The following is a 17,793-nucleotide window of genomic DNA, read 5'->3' as shown; positions in this document are numbered from 1 at the left end:
CTCTTTCCACGTCACCGGCTTTTCCGGCTCCACGGACGGAACCAGACCGAGCGCCAATTCCTTGCCGGCGTCGAACAACTGGCCGATACCGTCGAGGTCGCGTGAGCCGATGAGCGACATGTCGAAGCTCACGCCGAACGCCTGGCTTCGCCTCAGTAGATCCCACGGCATGTCTGTGCCGCAGCTGTGGACGATTGTGGGCAGTCCGCAACCGCTGATCGTCGAGTCGAGTACGGCGAGTGCCTCGGGTTCCGGCAGGGCCGGAACGCTCTCCATCTTGGTGCGCCCAGGCAGCGAACCGGCCAGAACTGCCGCGATCTGCGGCTCGTCCAACTGGATCACCACTGCGGCGCCGGTGCGGCGAGTGACCTCTGCCGCATGACGCGCGAGCCCCTCACCGAGTGATTCTGCGATGTCGCGGAGCGCACCGCGGTCGACGAGAACTCGCGAACCGTTTGCGACTTCGATCTCGGCGCCGAGTGTCAGCGGGCCGGCGGCTTGGAGCTTGACGACGTGGTCTCCGCCGACCAAGCGCGCCGACTCCCAGGCTTCCTCGAGCGCGTCGAGATCCTGATTCAGAAAGTCCTCGGCTCGCTTCGCGACATTGCCCCTCCGAGGCACGACTCGATAGGCACGGGTCGAGGCGTCGAGGTTGATGTCGACCAGAATTGCCCCCGCCCGGCCGACCATGTCAGCGCCGAGTCCGCGGCTCGGCAACTCCACCAGATGCGAGAAACCACCCAGCTCACCGAGGATGGTTGCGGCACTTTCGCGGGCATCCGTGCCCGGCCAGGATCCGATTCCGGTGACGAGACCACCGATGGAAACCTGCTGTGTCACAGTGCGTTCGGCTCGGATTCGGTGCCGGAGATGGTGCCACTGCCGAGAACCTGGTCGCCCAGTTCGCTGTCGGGGCGATACAGCACGACGGCCTGACCCTTCGCGACGCCGGTCAGTGGTTCGCGCAACGAAATGGAGATGCCGCCGCCCGAAGTACCGTCGTCGACGGCCTCCGCAACGGCCTGCGCCAGTCCGCCATGCGCACGAACCTGCACCATGCACTCGACGGGGCCCTCCGGCGCCTGGCCCGAGGTCCAGATCGCGCGCTGGGCCGAGATGGCCCAGACGTCGAGATTCTTGGCCGAACCGACTCGCACCGTTCCGGTTTCGGGCTCGATCGCGGTCACGTACCGCGGACGGCCGTCACCTGCGGGACCCTCGACGCCGAGGCCCTTGCGCTGTCCGATCGTGAAGCCGTGTACGCCGTCGTGTGCAGCGAGGACCTCACCCGAATCGGCGTCGACGACGCTTCCCGGACGAACGCCGATGCGCGCACCCAGGAATGCTCGGGTATCGCCGGTCGGGATGAAGCAGATGTCATGGCTGTCAGGCTTGTTCGCCACAGCCAGACCGCGCTCGGCGGCTTCCTCGCGGATCTGTTCTTTCGGTGTGTCACCGATCGGGAACATCGCTCGCGAAAGCTGCTCAGCCGTCAGCACACCGAGGACATACGACTGGTCCTTGTCAGCGTCGACCGCCCGGCGCAGGACGCCGTCTTCGAGGCGCGCGTAGTGACCGGTCGCCACGGCGTCGAAGCCGAGAGCGACTGCACGGTCGGCGAGTGCGGTGAACTTGATCTTCTCGTTGCAGCGCAGGCACGGATTGGGGGTCTCACCCGCTGCGTACGACGCCACGAAGTCGTCGATCACGTCTTCCTTGAAGCGATCGGCGAAATCCCAGACGTAGAAGGGTATTCCGAGAACGTCGGCGGCGCGCCTGGCGTCGCCGGCATCTTCCTTCGAGCAGCATCCACGCGAACCCGTCCGCAATGCGCCCGGCGCCGTGGACAACGCAAGATGAACGCCGACGACGTCGTGTCCGGCGGCGACAGCGCGGGCGGCGGCGACAGCGGAGTCGACACCTCCGCTCATGGCTGCGAGTACTCGCATCAGCGATCCCCTCCACGCGAACCGGCACCGGCAAGACCGGCGGCCCGAGCGCGCTCTACTACTTGTGGAAGCGCAGCGATGAGCGCGTCCACATCGGTGACACTCGACGTATGTCCGAGCGAAAATCTCAGTGAGCCACGCGCGACGGGCGATTCGACGCCCATCGCGATCAAGACGTGGCTGGCCCTGGCCACACCGGCGGTGCAGGCCGAACCGGTGGAACATTCGATACCGGCAGCGTCGAGCAGCATCAGCAACGAATCGCCCTCGCAACCGGGGAAGGTGAAGTGCGCGTTACCGGGAAGCCGATCGGAACCGGTCGGGCCGTTGAGCACCGACTCGGGAAGGATCTCCAGGACTCCGTCGATCAAACGGTCACGCAACTGCGCCAATTCCCTTGTGCTGGAATCGAAGTTCTCGACGTTTGCGCGCAGCGCCGCAGCCATCCCGACAACGCCCGCAGTATCCGGAGTGCCCGAACGCAGATCACGTTCGTGTCCGCCGCCGTGAAGGAGCGGCACACACGGAACCTGGCGTCCGAGCAGCAGTGCGCCGACGCCGTGCGGACCACCGAACTTGTGCGCCGCGATGCTCAGCGCGGACAATTTGCTCGCCGCGAAATCGACCGGCAATTGTGCAACTGCCTGAACCGCGTCGCTGTGCATCGGAATCTCGAACTCAGCCGAAATCTCCGCCAACTCCACGATCGGCATGATCGAGCCGACCTCGTTGTTGGCCCACATCACCGTCACGAGTGCTACCTCGTCGGCGTGGACGGAAAGCTCGTCACGCAAGGTCTGCGGATCGACGACACCGTTCTCGTCGACCGGCAACCACGTCACGCGCGCGCCCTCGTGCTGCTCGAGCCACTCGACGGCGTCGAGCACAGCATGATGCTCGACCGAGCTGGCCAGGATGCGATTGCGTCGCGGGTCTGCGTCACGGCGAGCCCAGTAGATGCCCTTGACCGCGAGATTGTCGCTCTCGGTGCCTCCGGAGGTGAAGATGACCTCCGACGGCCGCGCACCCAGGCTGGCGGCGATCGATTCGCGCGATTCCTCGACGCGGCGCCGGGCCGCACGGCCGGAGCCGTGCAGCGAGGACGCGTTGCCCACGGTTTTGAAGGTATCGGTCATCGCCTCGATAGCGGCTGCCGACATCGGAGTCGTGGCGGCATGATCGAGGTACACCGGAAATCCGGCGTGGGCACTGTGTGCAGGCAGAGTCATGGCTTGACAAGGATAGCCCAGCACGAGAGTTCGACCAGCCTCGCTCAGCAGGCTAAGCGCTCATCGCCGGGGAAGGATCGATTTGTCCCACGGCTTGTGTCACGAGTTCCGGTGCGGGGTCGAAGATGTCGTGAGCTGCCAGATCGATGATGTCGACGCCGCGTACGGCTCTCTCGCATCGCTGCGCGAGATCGGCTCGACACTCCCCTGCCTCCTCGAGCGGAGCCAGCCTGACCTTCACCTCGACGTTCTTCTGACGCAGGATCCGACGGATGGACTGACCGATCGTTTCGGTGCCGACAAAGCAGGGTCCGGTGCACAGGGAACCGTCGGCGTTCTCGTAGCGGATCGCCATCGGCTGAACCGGGCATTCGGCGTCGACGGCTGCTTGGAACATCGCCGGACGAAAACCGCCGTACGCCCGCCCGCACCAGGTCGTTCCCTCGGGGAACACCATCACCCGGACACCTCGCTGCAGGCGTTCGCGAACGACGTCGACGGTTCCGGGGAGTTCACGCAGGCGAGCGCGGTCGATGGGGACGACGCGCATCCGGCGCGCGAGACCGCCGAGCACTGCCCAGTCGAGCAGGTCGGCGCGGGCGACGAAGTTGGCCGGAGCAACGGCGCTCGCGACGAGGACGTCGGTCCAGGACACGTGACCGGCGACAACCATGACCCCGTCAGGTTCCGCGCGCCCCAACCGCTGGTCGTCGACCGTCAGCTTCATCCCCAGACAACGAAGCAACGCGCGCGAGTATCCGCGTTGCATCTCAGTACGCCAGGTGCGCGGGAGGAGCCAGCCGGCCGAAAGCACAGGCGCAGTCAACAGTGCGGCACCGACCATGACCCCGCGGGCCATCACGGTGATACTCGACACACCGGGTGCGTCCGCGGGTAGGCACCCGTCGCCGCAGGGGCTCGTCGGCACCCAGTACGGCACCGCCGCGGTCATCAGCCGATCCCCGACTCGTGTGCGGCGGCCGCCGATCGCAGCCGTTCGAGGTACCGCTTGTTGGCGGAGTGAAGGCCTTGCAGCGCAACAAAATCGGCCACACCGAACTCGGGATCGTGAGCAGGTTCCCCGCAGATCATCGCGCCCATCCGCAAGTAACCACGGAGCAACGGTGGCATCGTCACGCGTTCCGGTGCGGCGATCTCGTCGAGCGTCAGACCCCCGAGGACCACCGGGTTTCGTGGGATCACCCGCCGCGACCCCGGACTGGCGTGCTTGTTCATCACGAAGTCACGGACGCCGCGGACATCGGCGCCGGCAATTGAATCGGGGCTCGGCAAGACGGGCACGGAGACGCAGCCCATCACCCACTCGTATCCGGTCAATTCGAGATAGTGCAGGATGCCCGACCACATCAGGCTCAGGACGGATCCGGTGCGGTGAGCGGGATCGACGCACGCGCGACCCATTTCGACGATCCTGTTCGCCACCGGATCGAGCGCGGAGATGTCGAATTCCGTTGCGGTGTAATACCCACCGGCCGCCGCAGCGGAATCCGGCGGCAGCATTCGGTAGCAGCCGACGTACTCCTCGGTGATGTTGTCGCGAACGAGAAGATGATCACAGAATTCGTCGAAGGCGTCGGCGTCGAGTTCGAACACCCCGGCCGAAGCGGGGAGGGAGAAGCCTGGCTCGGAGGCGAACACTCGGTATCGAAGGCGCTGCGCAGCGACACGATGCTCGCGGTCGGAGGAGACGATCAGGGAATATCTCGGCTGGGCGACCTCACGGCCGAGATTGTCACTCGCGGAGCGAAGGACTGACGTAATTGTCATGCGCAAGGTTTATCGAGCGCGAACGGCGTCTCGGTATCGACGAAGTGACATGCCGATGCAGGCCGGGTGAATAAAGCACTGTGCGCCTTTATCAACCGCGGGGGGTTGATAAAGGCGCACAGCAGTTTGTGCTTTTCAGCCCTTGTGGGACTTCACAGCTTCGGTGAGCTGCGGTGCGACGTTGAACAGGTCGCCCACGATGCCGAAGTCGGCGATCTCGAAGATGGGTGCCTCTTCGTCCTTGTTGACCGCGACGATGGTCTTGGACGTCTGCATGCCGGCACGGTGCTGGATGGCACCGGAAATGCCGAGCGCGATGTACAGCTGCGGCGAGACCGTCTTACCGGTCTGACCGACCTGGAACTGTCCGGGGTAGTAACCCGAGTCCACAGCGGCACGCGAAGCACCGACTGCAGCGCCGAGGGAGTCGGCCAGCTCTTCGACGACGGAGAACTTGTCCGCGCTGCCGACACCACGTCCACCGGAGACGACAACCGACGCCTCGGTGAGCTCCGGGCGGTCGCCGCCGACAATGGGCTCACGCGAGGTGACCTTGACGGCACTCTCGTCCTGGGCCGGAACCTCGACGGTGATCTGCTCGCCTGCGCCGGCCTGCGGAGCAGCCTCGACTGCGCCCGGACGAACCGAGTAGACCGGAACGTCGCCGTTGGCCTTGGCCTCGACGGTGAACGCGCCACCGAAGATGGAGTGGACGCCGGTGCCGTCAGCCTTGATCTCGATGACGTCGGTCAGCAATCCGGAGCCCAGACGTGCGGCCAGACGACCGGCAACCTCTTTGCCCTCGGTGCCGGCTGCGGTGATGACTGCTGCCGGGCTGGTGGACTCGACCAGAGCGGCGAGAACGTCGACCTTGGGGGTGACCAGGTAGCCGTCGATGTCGTCGGACTCGGCGACGTAGATCTTCTCGGCGCCGGCTGCTGCCAGAGCGTCGGCGAGCTTTGCTGCGGTGCCCGCGGGGCCGGCGACAACTGCCGACGGCTCACCGAGTGCGCGTGCAGCGGTGATGAGTTCGGTGCTGACCTTCTTCAGCGCACCCTCTGCGTGCTCTACGAGCACAAGTACTTCTGCCATGACTTAACTCTCCCTGAGTTCTTCTGCTGGATGTCTAGAAGGGCGCGATCAGATGACCTTGTTGCTGACGAGGTACGCGGCAATCTTGGTGCCACCGTCTCCCTCGTCGACGATGCGCTCACCAGCGGTACGGGGGGGCTTGGGGGTGGAGGACGTCACGGTGGTGCCGGCGTTGGCAACTCCGACGGTCTCCGGGTCGACTCCGAGGTCGGCCAGCGTGTAGACGAGAACTTCCTTCTTCTTCGCGGCCATGATGCCCTTGAAGGACGGGAAGCGCGGCTCGTTGATCTTCTCGGTGACCGAGACGATCGCGGGCAGCGAAGCCTCGAGGCCGAAGACGCCCTCGTCGGTCTCGCGCTCACCGGTGATCTTGCCGTCGGCGACGACGACCTTGCGCAGCTGCGTGAGCTGCGGGATGCCCAGGTACTCGGCGATGATGGCCGGAACAGCGCCGACGCGGCCGTCGGTGGCCTCGTTGCCGGCGATGATCAGGTCGGCAGGCTCGTCGTTCTCGAAGGTGATCTGTCCGAGAGCAGCAGCGAGCGTCCATGCGGTCTGGATCGCGTCGGAGCCGTGCAGTGCCGGGTCGTTGATGTGGACGGCCTTGTCGGCGCCCATCGAGAGAGCCTTGCGGATAGCGTCGGTGGCGCGGTCGGGACCTGCGGACAGCACCGTAACCTCACCGCCCTGAGCTTCCTTGATGAGGAGTGCTTCTTCGACGGAGCGCTCGTTGATCTCGTCGAGGACTGCGTCGGCGGCTTCACGGTCAAGCGTGTAGTCGCCGTCGGTCAGCTTGCGCTCGGACCATGTGTCGGGGACCTGCTTGATCAAAACAACGATATTCGTCATGGGTCTTCGTCGACCTCCTGTGTGTAATTCACCTGATAAATCGTCTGTGGTGCTCGCGCAGTCCGAGCGTCCGAAAAGAGAGTCCGACAGGTCTCCCTACGGGCGAATTTCTCGGTTCACGTCGGCTGTGCGTTAGATTACCCCACGTTAAGTTACCGGTGGGTAACTTAACGTGGAACCTCGTCCACCATAACGGCACGAACAGGAATTGACAGCAGTGATCTGGACCACGGCGAACACGTTCTACTCGGATGGCACTAATCTCGCACGGGTGAGTGAAACGAGTGTCAGCAACCACGAGGACGCACCCCTGCCCTTGACGGGCGAACGAACCGTGCCAGGAATCCCCGAGGAGAACTACTGGTTCCGACGCCACGAAGTGGTGTACCGCGCACTTCTGGAGCGCTGCACGGACCGCCGAGTCCTCGAGGCCGGTTCCGGAGAAGGCTACGGCGCCAACATGATTGCGGACGTCGCAACAAAGGTTACCGGCCTCGACTACGACATCTCCGCGGTCGAGCACGTCCGTGCCCGCTACCCCCGCGTCGAGATGCTCCACGGCAACCTCGCCGAGCTTCCACTGGCGGACAACTCGGTTGACGTCGTCGTCAATTTCCAGGTGATCGAGCACCTGTGGGATCAGGGTCAGTTCCTGTGCGAATGCTTCCGAGTTCTCGCTCCCGGCGGTGAACTTCTCATCAGCACCCCCAACCGGATCACCTTCTCCCCCGGCCGCGACACGCCGCTCAACCCTTTCCACACTCGTGAGCTCAACGCCTCCGAAATGACCGAATTGCTCGAAGACGCCGGATTCCGCGTTCAGTTGATGACCGGCGTCCACCACGGTTCGCGCCTGAAGGAACTCGACGCCAAGCACGGCGGATCGTTCATCAATGCGCAGATCGACCGCGCGTTGGCCGGCGAGCCCTGGCCGGAAGATCTCACCCGCGACGTCGAGGGCATCACCGTCGACGACTTCAGCATCAGCGAACCCGACATCGACGACAGCCTCGACCTCGTCGCTATTGCCGTGAAGGAAACCGGCGAGTGAGTAACGCAACACCCGTCACCGAACCGGGGATGTTCGCCCTGGTTCTGCACTCCCATCTGCCGTGGCTCGCCAACCACGGCAGATGGCCCGTCGGCGAGGAATGGATCTACCAGTCCTGGGCTGCGTCGTACATTCCGCTCGCCGCCGCGCTACGACGCCTGGCCGACGAGGGCCGATCGCACCTGCTGACGCTGGGAATCACGCCCGTACTCGCGGCCCAGTTGGACGATCCCCACTGCCTCGCCGGGATGCATCACTGGCTCGGCAACTGGCAAATCCGCGCCCACGAGGCTGCCGGCATGCCGGACGCGGCGCACCGCGAACTCGGCGCGCGCGAACACCGGGCGTCAGCTGCCGCTCTCGCAGATTTCGAGACTCACTGGCAGCACGGCGCCTCACCGGTGTTCCGCGACCTCATCGATCGCGAGGCCTTCGAGCTTCTCGGCGGGCCGCTGGCCCACCCGTTCCAACCGCTGCTCGATCCTCGCTTGCGGGCGTTCTCCCTCCGCGAAGGTCTCGCCGACGCGCATGCCCGGTGGAATCACACTCCGACCGGGATCTGGGGACCTGAGTGCGGGTACACCCCGGGCATGGAGCGCGGGTACGCCGAAGCGGGCGTCACCCACTTCATGGTCGACGGCCCCGCCTTGCGCGGCGACACGTCCCTCGGCCGCCCGGTTCGAGAATCCGACGTGGTTGCATTCGGCCGCGACCTGCAGGTCAGCTACCGGGTCTGGTCCCCCAAGTCCGGATATCCGGGTCACGCCGCCTACCGCGACTTCCACACCTACGACCACGAGACGGGTCTCAAGCCGTCGCGAGTCACCGGACGGACCGTCGACTCCGCCGACAAGTTGCCGTACGACCCCGAACTCGCTGCGGCCGCCGTCGACAAGCATGTTGCCGACTTCGTCGAAACCGTTCGGGCGCGTCTGCGCAGTGAATCCACCCGCATCGGCCGCGACGCCCTGGTGGTCGCAGCTTTCGACACCGAACTGTTCGGGCACTGGTGGCACGAAGGCCCGCAGTGGCTCGAGAAGCTCCTGCGCGCGCTTCCGGAAGCCGGAATTCGCGTCGGCACCCTCGCCGACGCCAAGGAATCGGGATACGTCGGCGAACCCGTTCAACTCGAGGATTCGTCCTGGGGATCGGGTAAGGACTGGCGTGTCTGGGCCGGCGATCAGGTGTCCGACCTGGTGCAACTGAACTCCGAAGTGGTGGAGACCTCGCTCGGCACCGTGGACAAGTCTCGCGGACGCGACAACGCACCCGGACGACCGGAACTGCGAAACCGCGTCAACGATCAGATACTTCGCGAGACACTGATGACAGTTTCGAGCGATTGGGCATTCATGGTGAGCAAGGATTCGGCCGCGGGGTACGCCCGCGAACGTGCGCACAAGCACGCCCATGCGACCAGGGAAATCTCCGAAGCGCTCGTTTCCGGCCGCGATGCCGTCGCCGTGCGACTCGCCGAAGGCTGGAATCGCGCCGACGGGTTGTTCCCGGGACTGGATGCTCGCCGTCTACCTGACACAGAACTGAGTCCGTCGTGAAAATTCTCATCGTCTCGTGGGAGTACCCACCGGTCGTCGTCGGCGGGCTCGGTCGACACGTCCACCATCTCGCCACCGAGTTGGCTGCTGCAGGCCACGAGGTCGTGGTTCTCTCGCGTCGCCCCTCCGGAACGGATGCGTCGACGCACCCGACGATCACGCACATTTCCGAGGGCGTCCTTGTCGTCGCAGTGGCCGAGGACCCCGCGCACTTCGTCTTCGGCGAGGACATGCTCGCGTGGACCCTCGCGATGGGTCACGCGATGGTCCGTGCCGGGATGGCGCTGCACAAGCCAGGAGTGGGCGAGGGCTGGCAGCCCGACGTCGTGCACGCGCACGACTGGCTGGTCGCACATCCGGCGATCGCCCTGGCCGAATTCTATGATGTCCCACTGGTTTCCACACTTCACGCCACCGAGGCGGGTCGCCACAGCGGCTGGATCTCCGGACGCATCAACCGCCAGGTCCACTCCGTCGAGTGGTGGCTGGCAAACGAATCCGACTCTCTCATAACCTGTTCGGCGTCCATGCAGGAAGAAGTGACCGAGCTCTACGGCCCGACGCTGCCGCCGATCACCGTCATCCGCAACGGAATCGACGTGACCACGTGGAACTTTCGCGAACGTGGACCGCGATCCGGACCGCCGAAACTCCTCTTCGTCGGCCGCCTGGAATACGAGAAGGGCGTGCAGGACGCCATCGCAGCACTCCCCCGAATCCGTCGTAGCCACCCCGGCACGACCCTCGCGATCGCGGGCGAAGGCACCCAGTTCACCTGGCTCTACCAACAGGCACGCACGCACCGCGTCGCGCGGGCGGTGGACTTTCTCGGCAACCTCGATCACACGGAACTGCTCAGCTGGCTGCACGGAGCGGACGCCATCGTCCTGCCGTCGCGCTACGAGCCGTTCGGGATCATCGCCCTCGAAGCGGCGGCGGCCGGCACTCCGCTGATCACGTCCACCGCAGGCGGACTGGGCGAAGCCGTCGTCGACGGGGTGACGGGGATGTCCTTCCAACCGGGCGACATCGCCGGGCTCACCTCGGCTGTCCGCGAGGTACTCGACGATCCCGCCGGGGCACAGGAACGGGCAGTGGCCGCCCGCGCACGCCTGACATCGGACTTCGACTGGCATCAGGTCGCCGAGGAGACCGCTCACGTCTACGCGGGCGCGAAGCGTCGGGTGCGACAGCCGTTGGCCCGTCCGCAGATCCCCGAGCGTCCGCTGCCCGGTCGCTGAGCTCGCTTTGTGCTGATCTCAGGGGGTCGGGAGTGGCGCGGTGAAACGAGAACTCGCATCCCCGAGCAGATGGCCTGGTGGCAGCATCCGGCCGCACAGCACGAGCAGGAGATCCTGCGCCGCCCCGTGAACCTCGGCGCCGGCACCGTACGTCCAGTCTCGGTCGTCGGCGCGCAGCCGAGCGCCGTCGAGGTCAGTTCCGAAATACTTCAGGGTTTTGGGCGAGAGTCCGCTGAGCACACGAGTGAGCCGGTCTTCGGGCACCACGTAATCGTCGCCGAGTGCCACGCGAATGTCCTGACCGTGGATCACGTCGTGCGAGAGCGCACCCTCGAAGCCGCCGCCTGGTGGCTTCCACGGGTGTGCAACGTTGTCGCGAAGCGAGGCAAGCAGTTGTCGCTCACCGACTTCCGACGCATCGGCGAGCGCTCGCCGGTTCGACATCCTGTTGAAGTTTCCGCGTGACTTGACCATTTCCACGACGAATCGCGGCGCCGAGTATCGGTAGGGCATGGTGATGTGCGCGATCACTTCGCGGACCCGCCACCCCTCGCACAGGGTCGGCGCGTTCCACTGCTCCGTGCTCAGGCCTTCGAGAAATCCCACCAGTTCGCGGCGCTGCGCCACGACCCATTCGGGTGTCTGTTCGCTCATGTCGGCACTCCTTTCACCGGCGCAGACTTTCGGCGCCGATACCGATACAGACCGGTTGCGGCGCCGAAAGTAATCGCTGGTTCTGCCAAAAAGTGAGCTACGACGTCGACGACGCGTCGGCAGCGTCCGCAGCAGCCTTCTTGCGTGCGATGTCCTCGAGCGCCGCGATGTACTTTGCACGATCGGCAGCGCCGGCTTCCCAATCGGACTTGCGGTTCTTGACCGCCTTCGCGGGCGAGCCGACCGCGATGCTGTAGTCCGGGATGTCTCCCTTGACGACGGCGTGCGCACCGAGGACACAACCGCGTCCGACGCGGGTATTTCGCAGCACGGTGACCTTCGCTGCCACCCACGTGTCCGGGCCGATACGGACGGGGCCCTTGACGATGCCCTGGTCCTTGATCGGTGTGTTGATGTCGTCCATGCGGTGGTCGAAGTCGCAGATGTAGCACCAGTCGGCTACGAGCGTCGACGCACCGATTTCGATGTCGAGGTACGTGTTGACGACGTTGTCCTTGCCGAAGACGACCTTGTCGCCGATGCGCAGCGAGCCTTCGTGGCAGCGGATCGCGTTGCCGTCACCGATGTGCACCCAGCGCCCGATCTCGAGGCGGGACAGGTCGGGGGTGGAATGGATTTCGACGTTCTTGCCGAGGAACACCATGCCGCGCAGGATCACGTGCGGGTTGGCCATCTTGAACTTGGCGAGACGGTAGTACCGCACCAGATACCAGGGTGTGTACGCCTTGTTCGCCAGAACCCATTTGAGGGAATCGACCGTCAAGAACTTGGCCTGATCGCTGTCGCCTCGGCGTGATCCCCGCCATCGAGTGCGCAACGGTGCGCCCCACATGCTCGTCATGAGTGTTCAGCCTACGTGGGGCCGACTCACCGACCCTCGGGGTGTGCCCCGTCACGTTGCCCCGGTCGGGATAGTCTCTGGTCCGGGCTTGTGCAGTTACCGAGGGCTCTTGATCAAGTGAAGGCAGGGAGATTGTGATGCGGCGGGTCCTACGGTCGTCCGTGATGGTGTCGACGGCGATCGCTGCGGCCCTGATCGCCGGTTGCGGCAGCGACGACGGACGGGTGGACCGGTATGCGTCGGCGGGTTGGCCGGCCATGCATGCCGACGCCCGCAACAGCGACACGAGCCCGGTCACCGGATCACGCGATGTCGAGTTCGCATGGTCACGCCCTCTCGGCGGTCCGGTTGCCGCGTACGCCTCGGTGGCCGCGAACGGCCAGAGCTTCGTCACCGCCCGCACCGAGAACGGCTGCAATCTCTTCTCGTTCCAGATGGATACGGGTCGCAAGAAGTGGTGCGCTCGACTCAACGACGGAGTAGTCGCGTCCACACCCATCGTCGACACGGCCACCAATGTCTACGTCGGCGAGAGCGGCGCGATGATGTCCTTCACCGAGACTGGTCAATTGCGTTGGCGCACGCTCGTTGTGGGCACTCCTCTCTCGTCACAGTTCACCGGCGACGGAAACCTGTTGTTCATCACCCAATTGGGTCAGATCAACGTGCTCAACCCGCAGACCGGCGCAAAAGTGGTTCCGTCGTTCGACCTGATCCCGCCGCCGTCGATCGACCAGGGCGCGAATGCAGAACTCATTCCCGACAACAAGGGTTTGAACGAGTGCTTCCTCGGCACGTCCGGCTGCCCGGTGGCCAATACCCCGGCAGTGGACCTGGGCACCGGCAAGTTCTACTTCACCTTCTACGGACCCAGTTCTCAGGCAGTCGATCTGGTCGCCATGAAGTACACGGGCGGCGACAATCCGTCCATCACCCGCGAGTGGTCCACCGACGCGCTTCCCGGTGGAACGGCGTCGAGCCCGGACCTGTCGAAGGACGGCAAGACCGTCTACGCCACCGACAACAACGGATCTCTCTGGGCAGTGAACGCCGAAACCGGTGACACCAGGTGGAGTTACGACATCGGCTTCAACTCGGCCGGTAGTGCCTCGACGTCCGACGACGGTTTGATCATTCCCGCCGGCGGCGACAAGGGCCACCTCCTTGCCGTGCGCGACGAGGGAGATCACGCCGAACTGGCCTGGGAACGTAAAGACCTTCTGCAACTGGGCGTTCCGGCGCAGACCGCCGGCAACACCGGATACACCGTCGTACGCGAGGGTGAGAACGGACTGAGCCTGATCACCTTCGACACCGAAACCGGTGAGACGGTGGATCAGGACACGTTGCCTGGCGCGGTCGGCTTCACCGTCGGCACCTCGATCGGACCCAAGGGCGAAGTGTTGACGCCCAGCGCAATCGGTGAGCTGTTCGTCTTCAAGTGAGCTAGCGGGATGCCTCACAGATGAAGGCCGACGCCGATCGCCCGATCCGTACGATCACGTCGCTCAGCGCAAGCGAGCCCTTGAGCTTGAGCCGTGGACGCAGCACTGCCGGGTCCACGTCGACTCCTCGCACCAGGATTTCGGCCACACCGCAGTCCCGCTTGGACAGTGTCTGTTTGAGCAGTTTCTCGGAGTACTTGATCTGCTCGAGGATCCGGAATCCGCGAACTCCCTCAGGGACGCTGTCACCGGTCAGATAAGCGATGCGTGGATCGAGCTGCCAGAGGCCGTGTCTGGCCGCGTAGTGGCGCACGAGGCCCGCGCGCACTACCGCTCCGTCCGGGTCGATGATCCACTCCCCCGGCGCTTGCTCCGGAATCACGTCGTCCTCGGCGTCGGTGATCGCCCACCCGCTCCCGTCGGAGCGAAGCACCGAAGCTCGACGCGTGACGCCGGACTCGGCCAGCCCCGTCGACCACAGGCAGGCTTCCTTGACGCCGCCGTCGAGCGAGACGACCTCGACTTCCCCGTCCCAGCCCAGATTGTCGAAATCGAGTCCGGGAGCACACTTCACCGCGAGATCACGGCCGGAGTACGCCTCGATGAGGTCCGGTAGAGGTGGCATCAACGCTGCCGGATCGTGAGTGCGGCGACCGCCCGATCGCCGTGCGGGGTCTGCCAGTACGACGGTGTCGCGTGTCGTCGGGCGGAGCGCGTCGGCCCGCAGCAACGCTGCGCTCGGCACATTGCGCTGTGCCATCGCCAGGCGAACGGAATCGATGTCGCTGCCGATCACGCGATGCGCAACTCCGGTCAAGGCATGCAGTTCGGCGCCGATGGAGCACGTCACGTCGTGGACGTCGCGCCCGATCAGACGCTGCGCGCGGTGGGCCGCGACAACGCCGGGAGTGGCTTGTTGCATCGCGTCGTCCGTGAACAACCACTGATCACTGCCGGGCAGTTTCGTAGCGGCCTTTCGTCGAAGCAGGACGGTGTCCACGAGCGCAGGCATGTGATCACCGAAACGCGTACGCGCCCGGCCGATGTCGGCCAGACGCGTACGCGTGGACAGTTCGAGCTGATCCACCTCGGCCAAGGCAGCTACGCCGGAATCACTTCCGAGATAGTCGACGTCGCCGAGGGTGAAGTCATAACCCAATTCAGTTGCCGGGCTTCACGCCGGTGATCATGACGTTGTAGAAGAATCCGCGAGGAACGACGTGGCGGAGCACCTTCTCGTCGACCCAGCTGAGCGTCTTCCAACCACCGAAAGCGAAACGCCCCCAGCCCCAACCGAGCTTCTCCGGCGGAACAGCCGCCTCGAAGGTACGGACCGGCCAGCCGAGCAGCGCCGCGGCGAATTCCTCGGTGGCAGCGTGGACCTGATCGGCGCCGGCGGACTTCGCCATGTTCTCGAGGTCCGTGGGGTCGAACGTGTGGATGTCGACGACAGCCTCGAGAGCTGCTGCACGAGAAGACTCGTCGAGTTCCTCTTGCGGACGACGCCAGTCTGCGAGGAACGGCAGCTTGGTCACGCGTGTGGTTGCTTCCCACGTCGCGCGGCCGAGCCAGCGGGCGTAGAAGTTGCCGACAGTGGTGGGCTCACCGGCGAAGACGAAACGTCCGCCGGGCTTGAGGACACGAAGGACCTCACGCAGCGACTTCTCGACGTCCGGAATGTGGTGCAGCACGGCGTGGCCGACCACCAGGTCGAAGGTGTTGTCCTCGTACGGAATGGTCTCGGCATCGGCAACACGGCCGTCGACCGGAAGGCCGAGGCTTTCGGCATTGCGCAGTGCGACCTTGACCATGCCGGGCGAGAGGTCGGTGACCGAACCGGTCTTGGCGACTCCACCCTGCATCAGGTTCAGGAGGAAGAATCCGGTGCCGCAACCGAGTTCGAGCGCGCGCTCGTACGGGAGCGGCTGATCGCCCGCGACGGCGTCGAAACGACCACGTGCGTAGTCGATGCAGCGCTCGTCGTACGAGATGGACCACTTGTCGTCGTAGGTTTCGGCTTCCCAGTCGTGGTAGAGCACCTGGGCGAGCTTGGTGTCCTTACGAGCGGCCTCGACCTCTTCGGCCGTGGCGTGCGGCCGCGGCGCGGGGTCGACTACCGAGGTGTCGGTAGCGGCGGGCGGCGTGACGGTTGCGTCGTCATTCGGGCTGGCTGTCATGGCGGCTATCCTACTCGCTGGTAAGAGATGAACAAGTTCTAGTTTAGGGGAGCCTACTCGCCCGTGAACTCGGCCTTGCCCGGACCGTTGGCGATGAACGACTCCATGCCGATCGCCTGATCCTTGGTCGCGAACAATCCGGCGAACAGATGCTGCTCGATCTTGAGCCCGGATTCCAGGTCGGTGTTCAGACCCTCGTCGATGGCCGCCTTGGCAGCAGCCAACGCACGTGACGCTCCCCCGACGAACTGCGAGGCCCATGTCCGGGCCGCGGTGTACACGTCGTCGGGAGCGACGACCTCGTCGACCAAACCGATGGCCAACGCCTCGTCAGCCCCGACGAAACGGCCGGTGAAGACCAGATCCTTGGCCTTGGCCGGACCGATCAGACGAGCCAGACGCTGCGTTCCGCCGCCACCGGGAATGATTCCGAGCAGAATCTCCGGAACTCCGAGCTTGGCGTTGTCTCCGACGATCCGGCGATCGGCCGAGAGTGCAACTTCGAGTCCACCACCGAGTGCGTATCCGGTGATCGCGGCGACCGTCGGCTTCGGGATGGACGCCACGGCGCCGAGTCCGGCCTGCATGCCGCCGATCGCGTCACGGATCTGGCCGTAATCCATCTCGGCCATTTCCTTGACGTCGGCACCGGCTGCGAAGACTTTCTCGCCGCCGTAGACGATGACGGCCTTGACTGCCTTGTCGACGGTCGCAGCGTGTGCGGCAGCAGCCAACTCGTCCTGAACCTGACGGTTCAGAGCGTTCATGGGCGGACGCGCCAGACGGATGGTGCCGATGCCTTCGGAAACCTCGAGAGTCACAAATTCAGCCATGGTCGAGAGGTTACTTTGCCGCCTTGACCGACCACGGATGCGGCCCGGCGACGTAGTAACCGTCCTGGTTCGGGAACTCGACGCGCAGCGTTTCCTCGTCGGTGATCAACGTAGGCAGGATGACGGGAATCACCGGCTCGGCTGCGAGTATCTCCGCCACCGAACTGAACTTGGCCAATTCGGTCAGCTGACTCCACGTCGGCGGCAACAGGATGCTGCCACCCTCCCGCCAGTGCGCCAGCGCGTCCTGCGGGCTCTGCCAACGAACCTCGGCGGCCTCGGAGGTGACGCCGTCCGCGATCTGTCCGGTCGGTGACGCTGCGACGAAGAAGCGCGTGTCGTAGCGGCGGGTCTCGCCCACCGGCGTGATCCAGTTCGCCCACGGCCGCAGCAGATCCGTTCGCAGGACCAGGTTCTCCTTCTTCAGGAAATCGCTGAACGACAGCTCGTGCTTTTCGAGAGCAACGCGGTCCTGTGCGTAGCCGGCCGTGTCCGCGACGACCGTGTCAGCCGTGGGGCCGGCCAGCAGGACACCGCACTCCTCGAAAGTTTCCCGCACCGCCGCCAAGACGAGAGCCTTCGCCCGAGCAACATCCGTGCTGAACCGCTCGGCCCACCACTCGACTGACGGCCCGGCCCACTCGACCTCGGCCGTCGCATCGGACTTGTCGACGCCGCCGCCGGGGAATACCGTCATGCCCCCGGCAAACGCCATCCCCTGTACTCGTTGAAGCAGGAAGATCTCGATCCCGGATTCGGCATCGCGCACCAAGATGACGGTCGACGCATCCTTGGGCTCGGGGACAGCGTTTGTATTCTCGTTAGCCATGCTTCGCGAACCTACGCGATCTGTGATCTGGGACGCATTTCAGGTCCCACTGAAGCTCACGCGCGATGAGCTCCGGACGGTCTCGCGCGGCGCGCGAAGTATCGGCCGTCCGCCTTGTCGAGGCTGATGGACTGGCTGAATGCCGCGCTCAGATTTTCGGCGGTGATGACGTCGTCCAGAAGGCCCTGAGAGACGACCTCCCCTTCCTTGAGAAGGAGTGCGTGGGTGAATCCCGGCG

At 65.0% G+C, this 17,793-nt stretch carries 17 protein-coding genes and 1 pseudogene; 4 read left to right on the top strand and 14 right to left on the bottom strand.

Annotated elements, in window-relative coordinates; all coding sequences use genetic code 11:
• The 7 genes from A2J01_RS10395 to A2J01_RS10365 form a co-directional block, all read right to left on the bottom strand.
• On the bottom strand, nt 1-840 hold an 840-nt coding region (locus A2J01_RS10395), incomplete at its 3' end, for a methionine synthase (protein ID WP_064112653.1).
• Nucleotides 837-1,949 (bottom strand): tRNA 2-thiouridine(34) synthase MnmA, encoded by a 1,113-nt coding sequence (mnmA, locus tag A2J01_RS10390; protein WP_007729394.1) that lies wholly within the window; start codon nt 1,947-1,949, stop codon nt 837-839. The genes mnmA and A2J01_RS10395, both read right to left, overlap by 4 nt.
• Nucleotides 1,949-3,178 carry a cysteine desulfurase family protein gene (locus tag A2J01_RS10385; RefSeq protein WP_007729397.1) on the bottom strand — a complete coding sequence of 410 codons (1,230 nt, stop codon included), beginning with the start codon at nt 3,176-3,178 and terminating at the stop codon, nt 1,949-1,951. Before A2J01_RS10385 ends, mnmA begins: the two co-directional genes overlap by 1 nt.
• A 52-nt stretch (nt 3,179-3,230) precedes the next feature.
• Entirely contained in the window at nt 3,231-4,130 is a 900-nt protein-coding gene (locus A2J01_RS10380) for a lysophospholipid acyltransferase family protein (protein WP_007729400.1), read from the bottom strand.
• Nucleotides 4,130-4,966 carry a GNAT family N-acetyltransferase gene (locus A2J01_RS10375; protein WP_003944707.1) on the bottom strand — a complete coding sequence of 279 codons (837 nt, stop codon included), beginning with the start codon at nt 4,964-4,966 and terminating at the stop codon, nt 4,130-4,132. The genes A2J01_RS10380 and A2J01_RS10375 overlap by 1 nt, the downstream gene beginning before the upstream one ends.
• Nucleotides 4,967-5,101: 135 nt before the next feature.
• Nucleotides 5,102-6,058 (bottom strand): electron transfer flavoprotein subunit alpha/FixB family protein, encoded by a 957-nt coding sequence (locus A2J01_RS10370; RefSeq protein ID WP_003944698.1) that lies wholly within the window; start codon nt 6,056-6,058, stop codon nt 5,102-5,104.
• A 48-nt stretch (nt 6,059-6,106) separates the two neighbouring features.
• Nucleotides 6,107-6,907, bottom strand: a complete 801-nt coding sequence (locus tag A2J01_RS10365) for an electron transfer flavoprotein subunit beta/FixA family protein (protein ID WP_003944754.1) — start codon at nt 6,905-6,907, stop codon at nt 6,107-6,109.
• Between the two features lie 271 nt (nt 6,908-7,178).
• On the opposite strand from A2J01_RS10365, the gene A2J01_RS10360 reads away from it, so the two are divergent.
• From A2J01_RS10360 to A2J01_RS10350, 3 genes are read left to right on the top strand one after another with little or no spacing between them, the layout of a single operon-like run.
• On the top strand, nt 7,179-7,958 hold the full coding sequence (locus A2J01_RS10360) for a class I SAM-dependent methyltransferase (protein ID WP_064112654.1): 780 nt from the start codon (nt 7,179-7,181) through the stop codon (nt 7,956-7,958).
• Between the two features lie 29 nt (nt 7,959-7,987).
• Complete coding sequence (locus A2J01_RS10355) at nt 7,988-9,514, top strand: 1,4-alpha-glucan branching protein domain-containing protein (RefSeq protein WP_064112655.1); 1,527 nt, start codon at nt 7,988-7,990, stop codon at nt 9,512-9,514.
• The gene (locus A2J01_RS10350) at nt 9,511-10,755 is read left to right on the top strand and encodes a glycosyltransferase family 4 protein (protein WP_003944732.1); all 1,245 of its coding nucleotides are present in this window, start codon (nt 9,511-9,513) and stop codon (nt 10,753-10,755) included. The genes A2J01_RS10355 and A2J01_RS10350 overlap by 4 nt, the downstream gene beginning before the upstream one ends.
• 18 nt (nt 10,756-10,773) lie before the next feature.
• Here the strand turns inward: A2J01_RS10350 and A2J01_RS10345 are convergent, their stop codons facing one another.
• Nucleotides 10,774-11,409 (bottom strand): maleylpyruvate isomerase family mycothiol-dependent enzyme, encoded by a 636-nt coding sequence (locus A2J01_RS10345; RefSeq protein WP_064112652.1) that lies wholly within the window; start codon nt 11,407-11,409, stop codon nt 10,774-10,776.
• A gap of 97 nt (nt 11,410-11,506) precedes the next feature.
• Complete coding sequence (locus tag A2J01_RS10340) at nt 11,507-12,271, bottom strand: acyltransferase (RefSeq protein ID WP_003944741.1); 765 nt, start codon at nt 12,269-12,271, stop codon at nt 11,507-11,509.
• Between the two features lie 137 nt (nt 12,272-12,408).
• Here A2J01_RS10340 and A2J01_RS10335 point away from each other — a divergent pair, with 137 nt between their 5' ends.
• Complete coding sequence (locus A2J01_RS10335; RefSeq protein ID WP_064112651.1) at nt 12,409-13,716, top strand: outer membrane protein assembly factor BamB family protein; 1,308 nt, start codon at nt 12,409-12,411, stop codon at nt 13,714-13,716.
• A 1-nt stretch (nt 13,717) separates the two neighbouring features.
• Here A2J01_RS10335 and A2J01_RS10330 read toward each other — a convergent pair whose 3' ends face one another.
• The 5 genes and pseudogenes from A2J01_RS10330 to A2J01_RS10310 form a co-directional block, all read right to left on the bottom strand.
• On the bottom strand, nt 13,718-14,875 hold the full coding sequence (locus A2J01_RS10330; RefSeq protein WP_064112650.1) for a THUMP-like domain-containing protein: 1,158 nt from the start codon (nt 14,873-14,875) through the stop codon (nt 13,718-13,720).
• 1 nt (nt 14,876) lies between these two features.
• Nucleotides 14,877-15,893 (bottom strand): class I SAM-dependent methyltransferase, encoded by a 1,017-nt coding sequence (locus tag A2J01_RS10325; protein ID WP_003944733.1) that lies wholly within the window; start codon nt 15,891-15,893, stop codon nt 14,877-14,879.
• A 53-nt stretch (nt 15,894-15,946) separates the two neighbouring features.
• On the bottom strand, nt 15,947-16,726 hold the full coding sequence (locus A2J01_RS10320; RefSeq protein WP_003944701.1) for an enoyl-CoA hydratase/isomerase family protein: 780 nt from the start codon (nt 16,724-16,726) through the stop codon (nt 15,947-15,949).
• Nucleotides 16,727-16,736: 10 nt separating this feature from the next.
• A complete protein-coding gene (locus A2J01_RS10315; RefSeq protein ID WP_042451134.1) occupies nt 16,737-17,555 on the bottom strand; it encodes an NUDIX hydrolase in 819 nt (272 codons plus the stop codon).
• A 56-nt stretch (nt 17,556-17,611) separates the two neighbouring features.
• Nucleotides 17,612-17,793, bottom strand: a pseudogene (locus A2J01_RS10310) (ABC transporter ATP-binding protein); the annotation flags it as partial.

This window comes from Rhodococcus sp. EPR-134 (assembly GCF_001647205.1).
GTDB lineage: Bacteria > Actinomycetota > Actinomycetes > Mycobacteriales > Mycobacteriaceae > Rhodococcus_F > Rhodococcus_F qingshengii.
The sequence above is the reverse complement of the archived record's forward strand: the minus strand, read 5'-3'. Positions and strand labels throughout refer to the sequence as shown.

Bases quoted from the DNA above. Each gene is read 5' to 3' on its own strand.
- A2J01_RS10385 (WP_007729397.1), bottom strand. From the start codon at position 3,178: ATGACTCTGCCTGCACACAGTGCCCACGCCGGATTTCCGGTGTACCTC.
- A2J01_RS10375 (WP_003944707.1), bottom strand. From the start codon at position 4,966: ATGACAATTACGTCAGTCCTTCGCTCCGCGAGTGACAATCTCGGCCGT.
- A2J01_RS10335 (WP_064112651.1), top strand. From the start codon at position 12,409: ATGCGGCGGGTCCTACGGTCGTCCGTGATGGTGTCGACGGCGATCGCT.
- A2J01_RS10320 (WP_003944701.1), bottom strand. From the start codon at position 16,726: ATGGCTGAATTTGTGACTCTCGAGGTTTCCGAAGGCATCGGCACCATC.
- A2J01_RS10315 (WP_042451134.1), bottom strand. From the start codon at position 17,555: ATGGCTAACGAGAATACAAACGCTGTCCCCGAGCCCAAGGATGCGTCG.
- mnmA (WP_007729394.1), bottom strand. From the start codon at position 1,949: ATGCGAGTACTCGCAGCCATGAGCGGAGGTGTCGACTCCGCTGTCGCC.
- A2J01_RS10370 (WP_003944698.1), bottom strand. From the start codon at position 6,058: ATGGCAGAAGTACTTGTGCTCGTAGAGCACGCAGAGGGTGCGCTGAAG.
- A2J01_RS10355 (WP_064112655.1), top strand. From the start codon at position 7,988: ATGTTCGCCCTGGTTCTGCACTCCCATCTGCCGTGGCTCGCCAACCAC.
- A2J01_RS10340 (WP_003944741.1), bottom strand. From the start codon at position 12,271: ATGACGAGCATGTGGGGCGCACCGTTGCGCACTCGATGGCGGGGATCA.
- A2J01_RS10380 (WP_007729400.1), bottom strand. From the start codon at position 4,130: ATGACCGCGGCGGTGCCGTACTGGGTGCCGACGAGCCCCTGCGGCGAC.
- A2J01_RS10365 (WP_003944754.1), bottom strand. From the start codon at position 6,907: ATGACGAATATCGTTGTTTTGATCAAGCAGGTCCCCGACACATGGTCC.
- A2J01_RS10345 (WP_064112652.1), bottom strand. From the start codon at position 11,409: ATGAGCGAACAGACACCCGAATGGGTCGTGGCGCAGCGCCGCGAACTG.
- A2J01_RS10325 (WP_003944733.1), bottom strand. From the start codon at position 15,893: ATGACAGCCAGCCCGAATGACGACGCAACCGTCACGCCGCCCGCCGCT.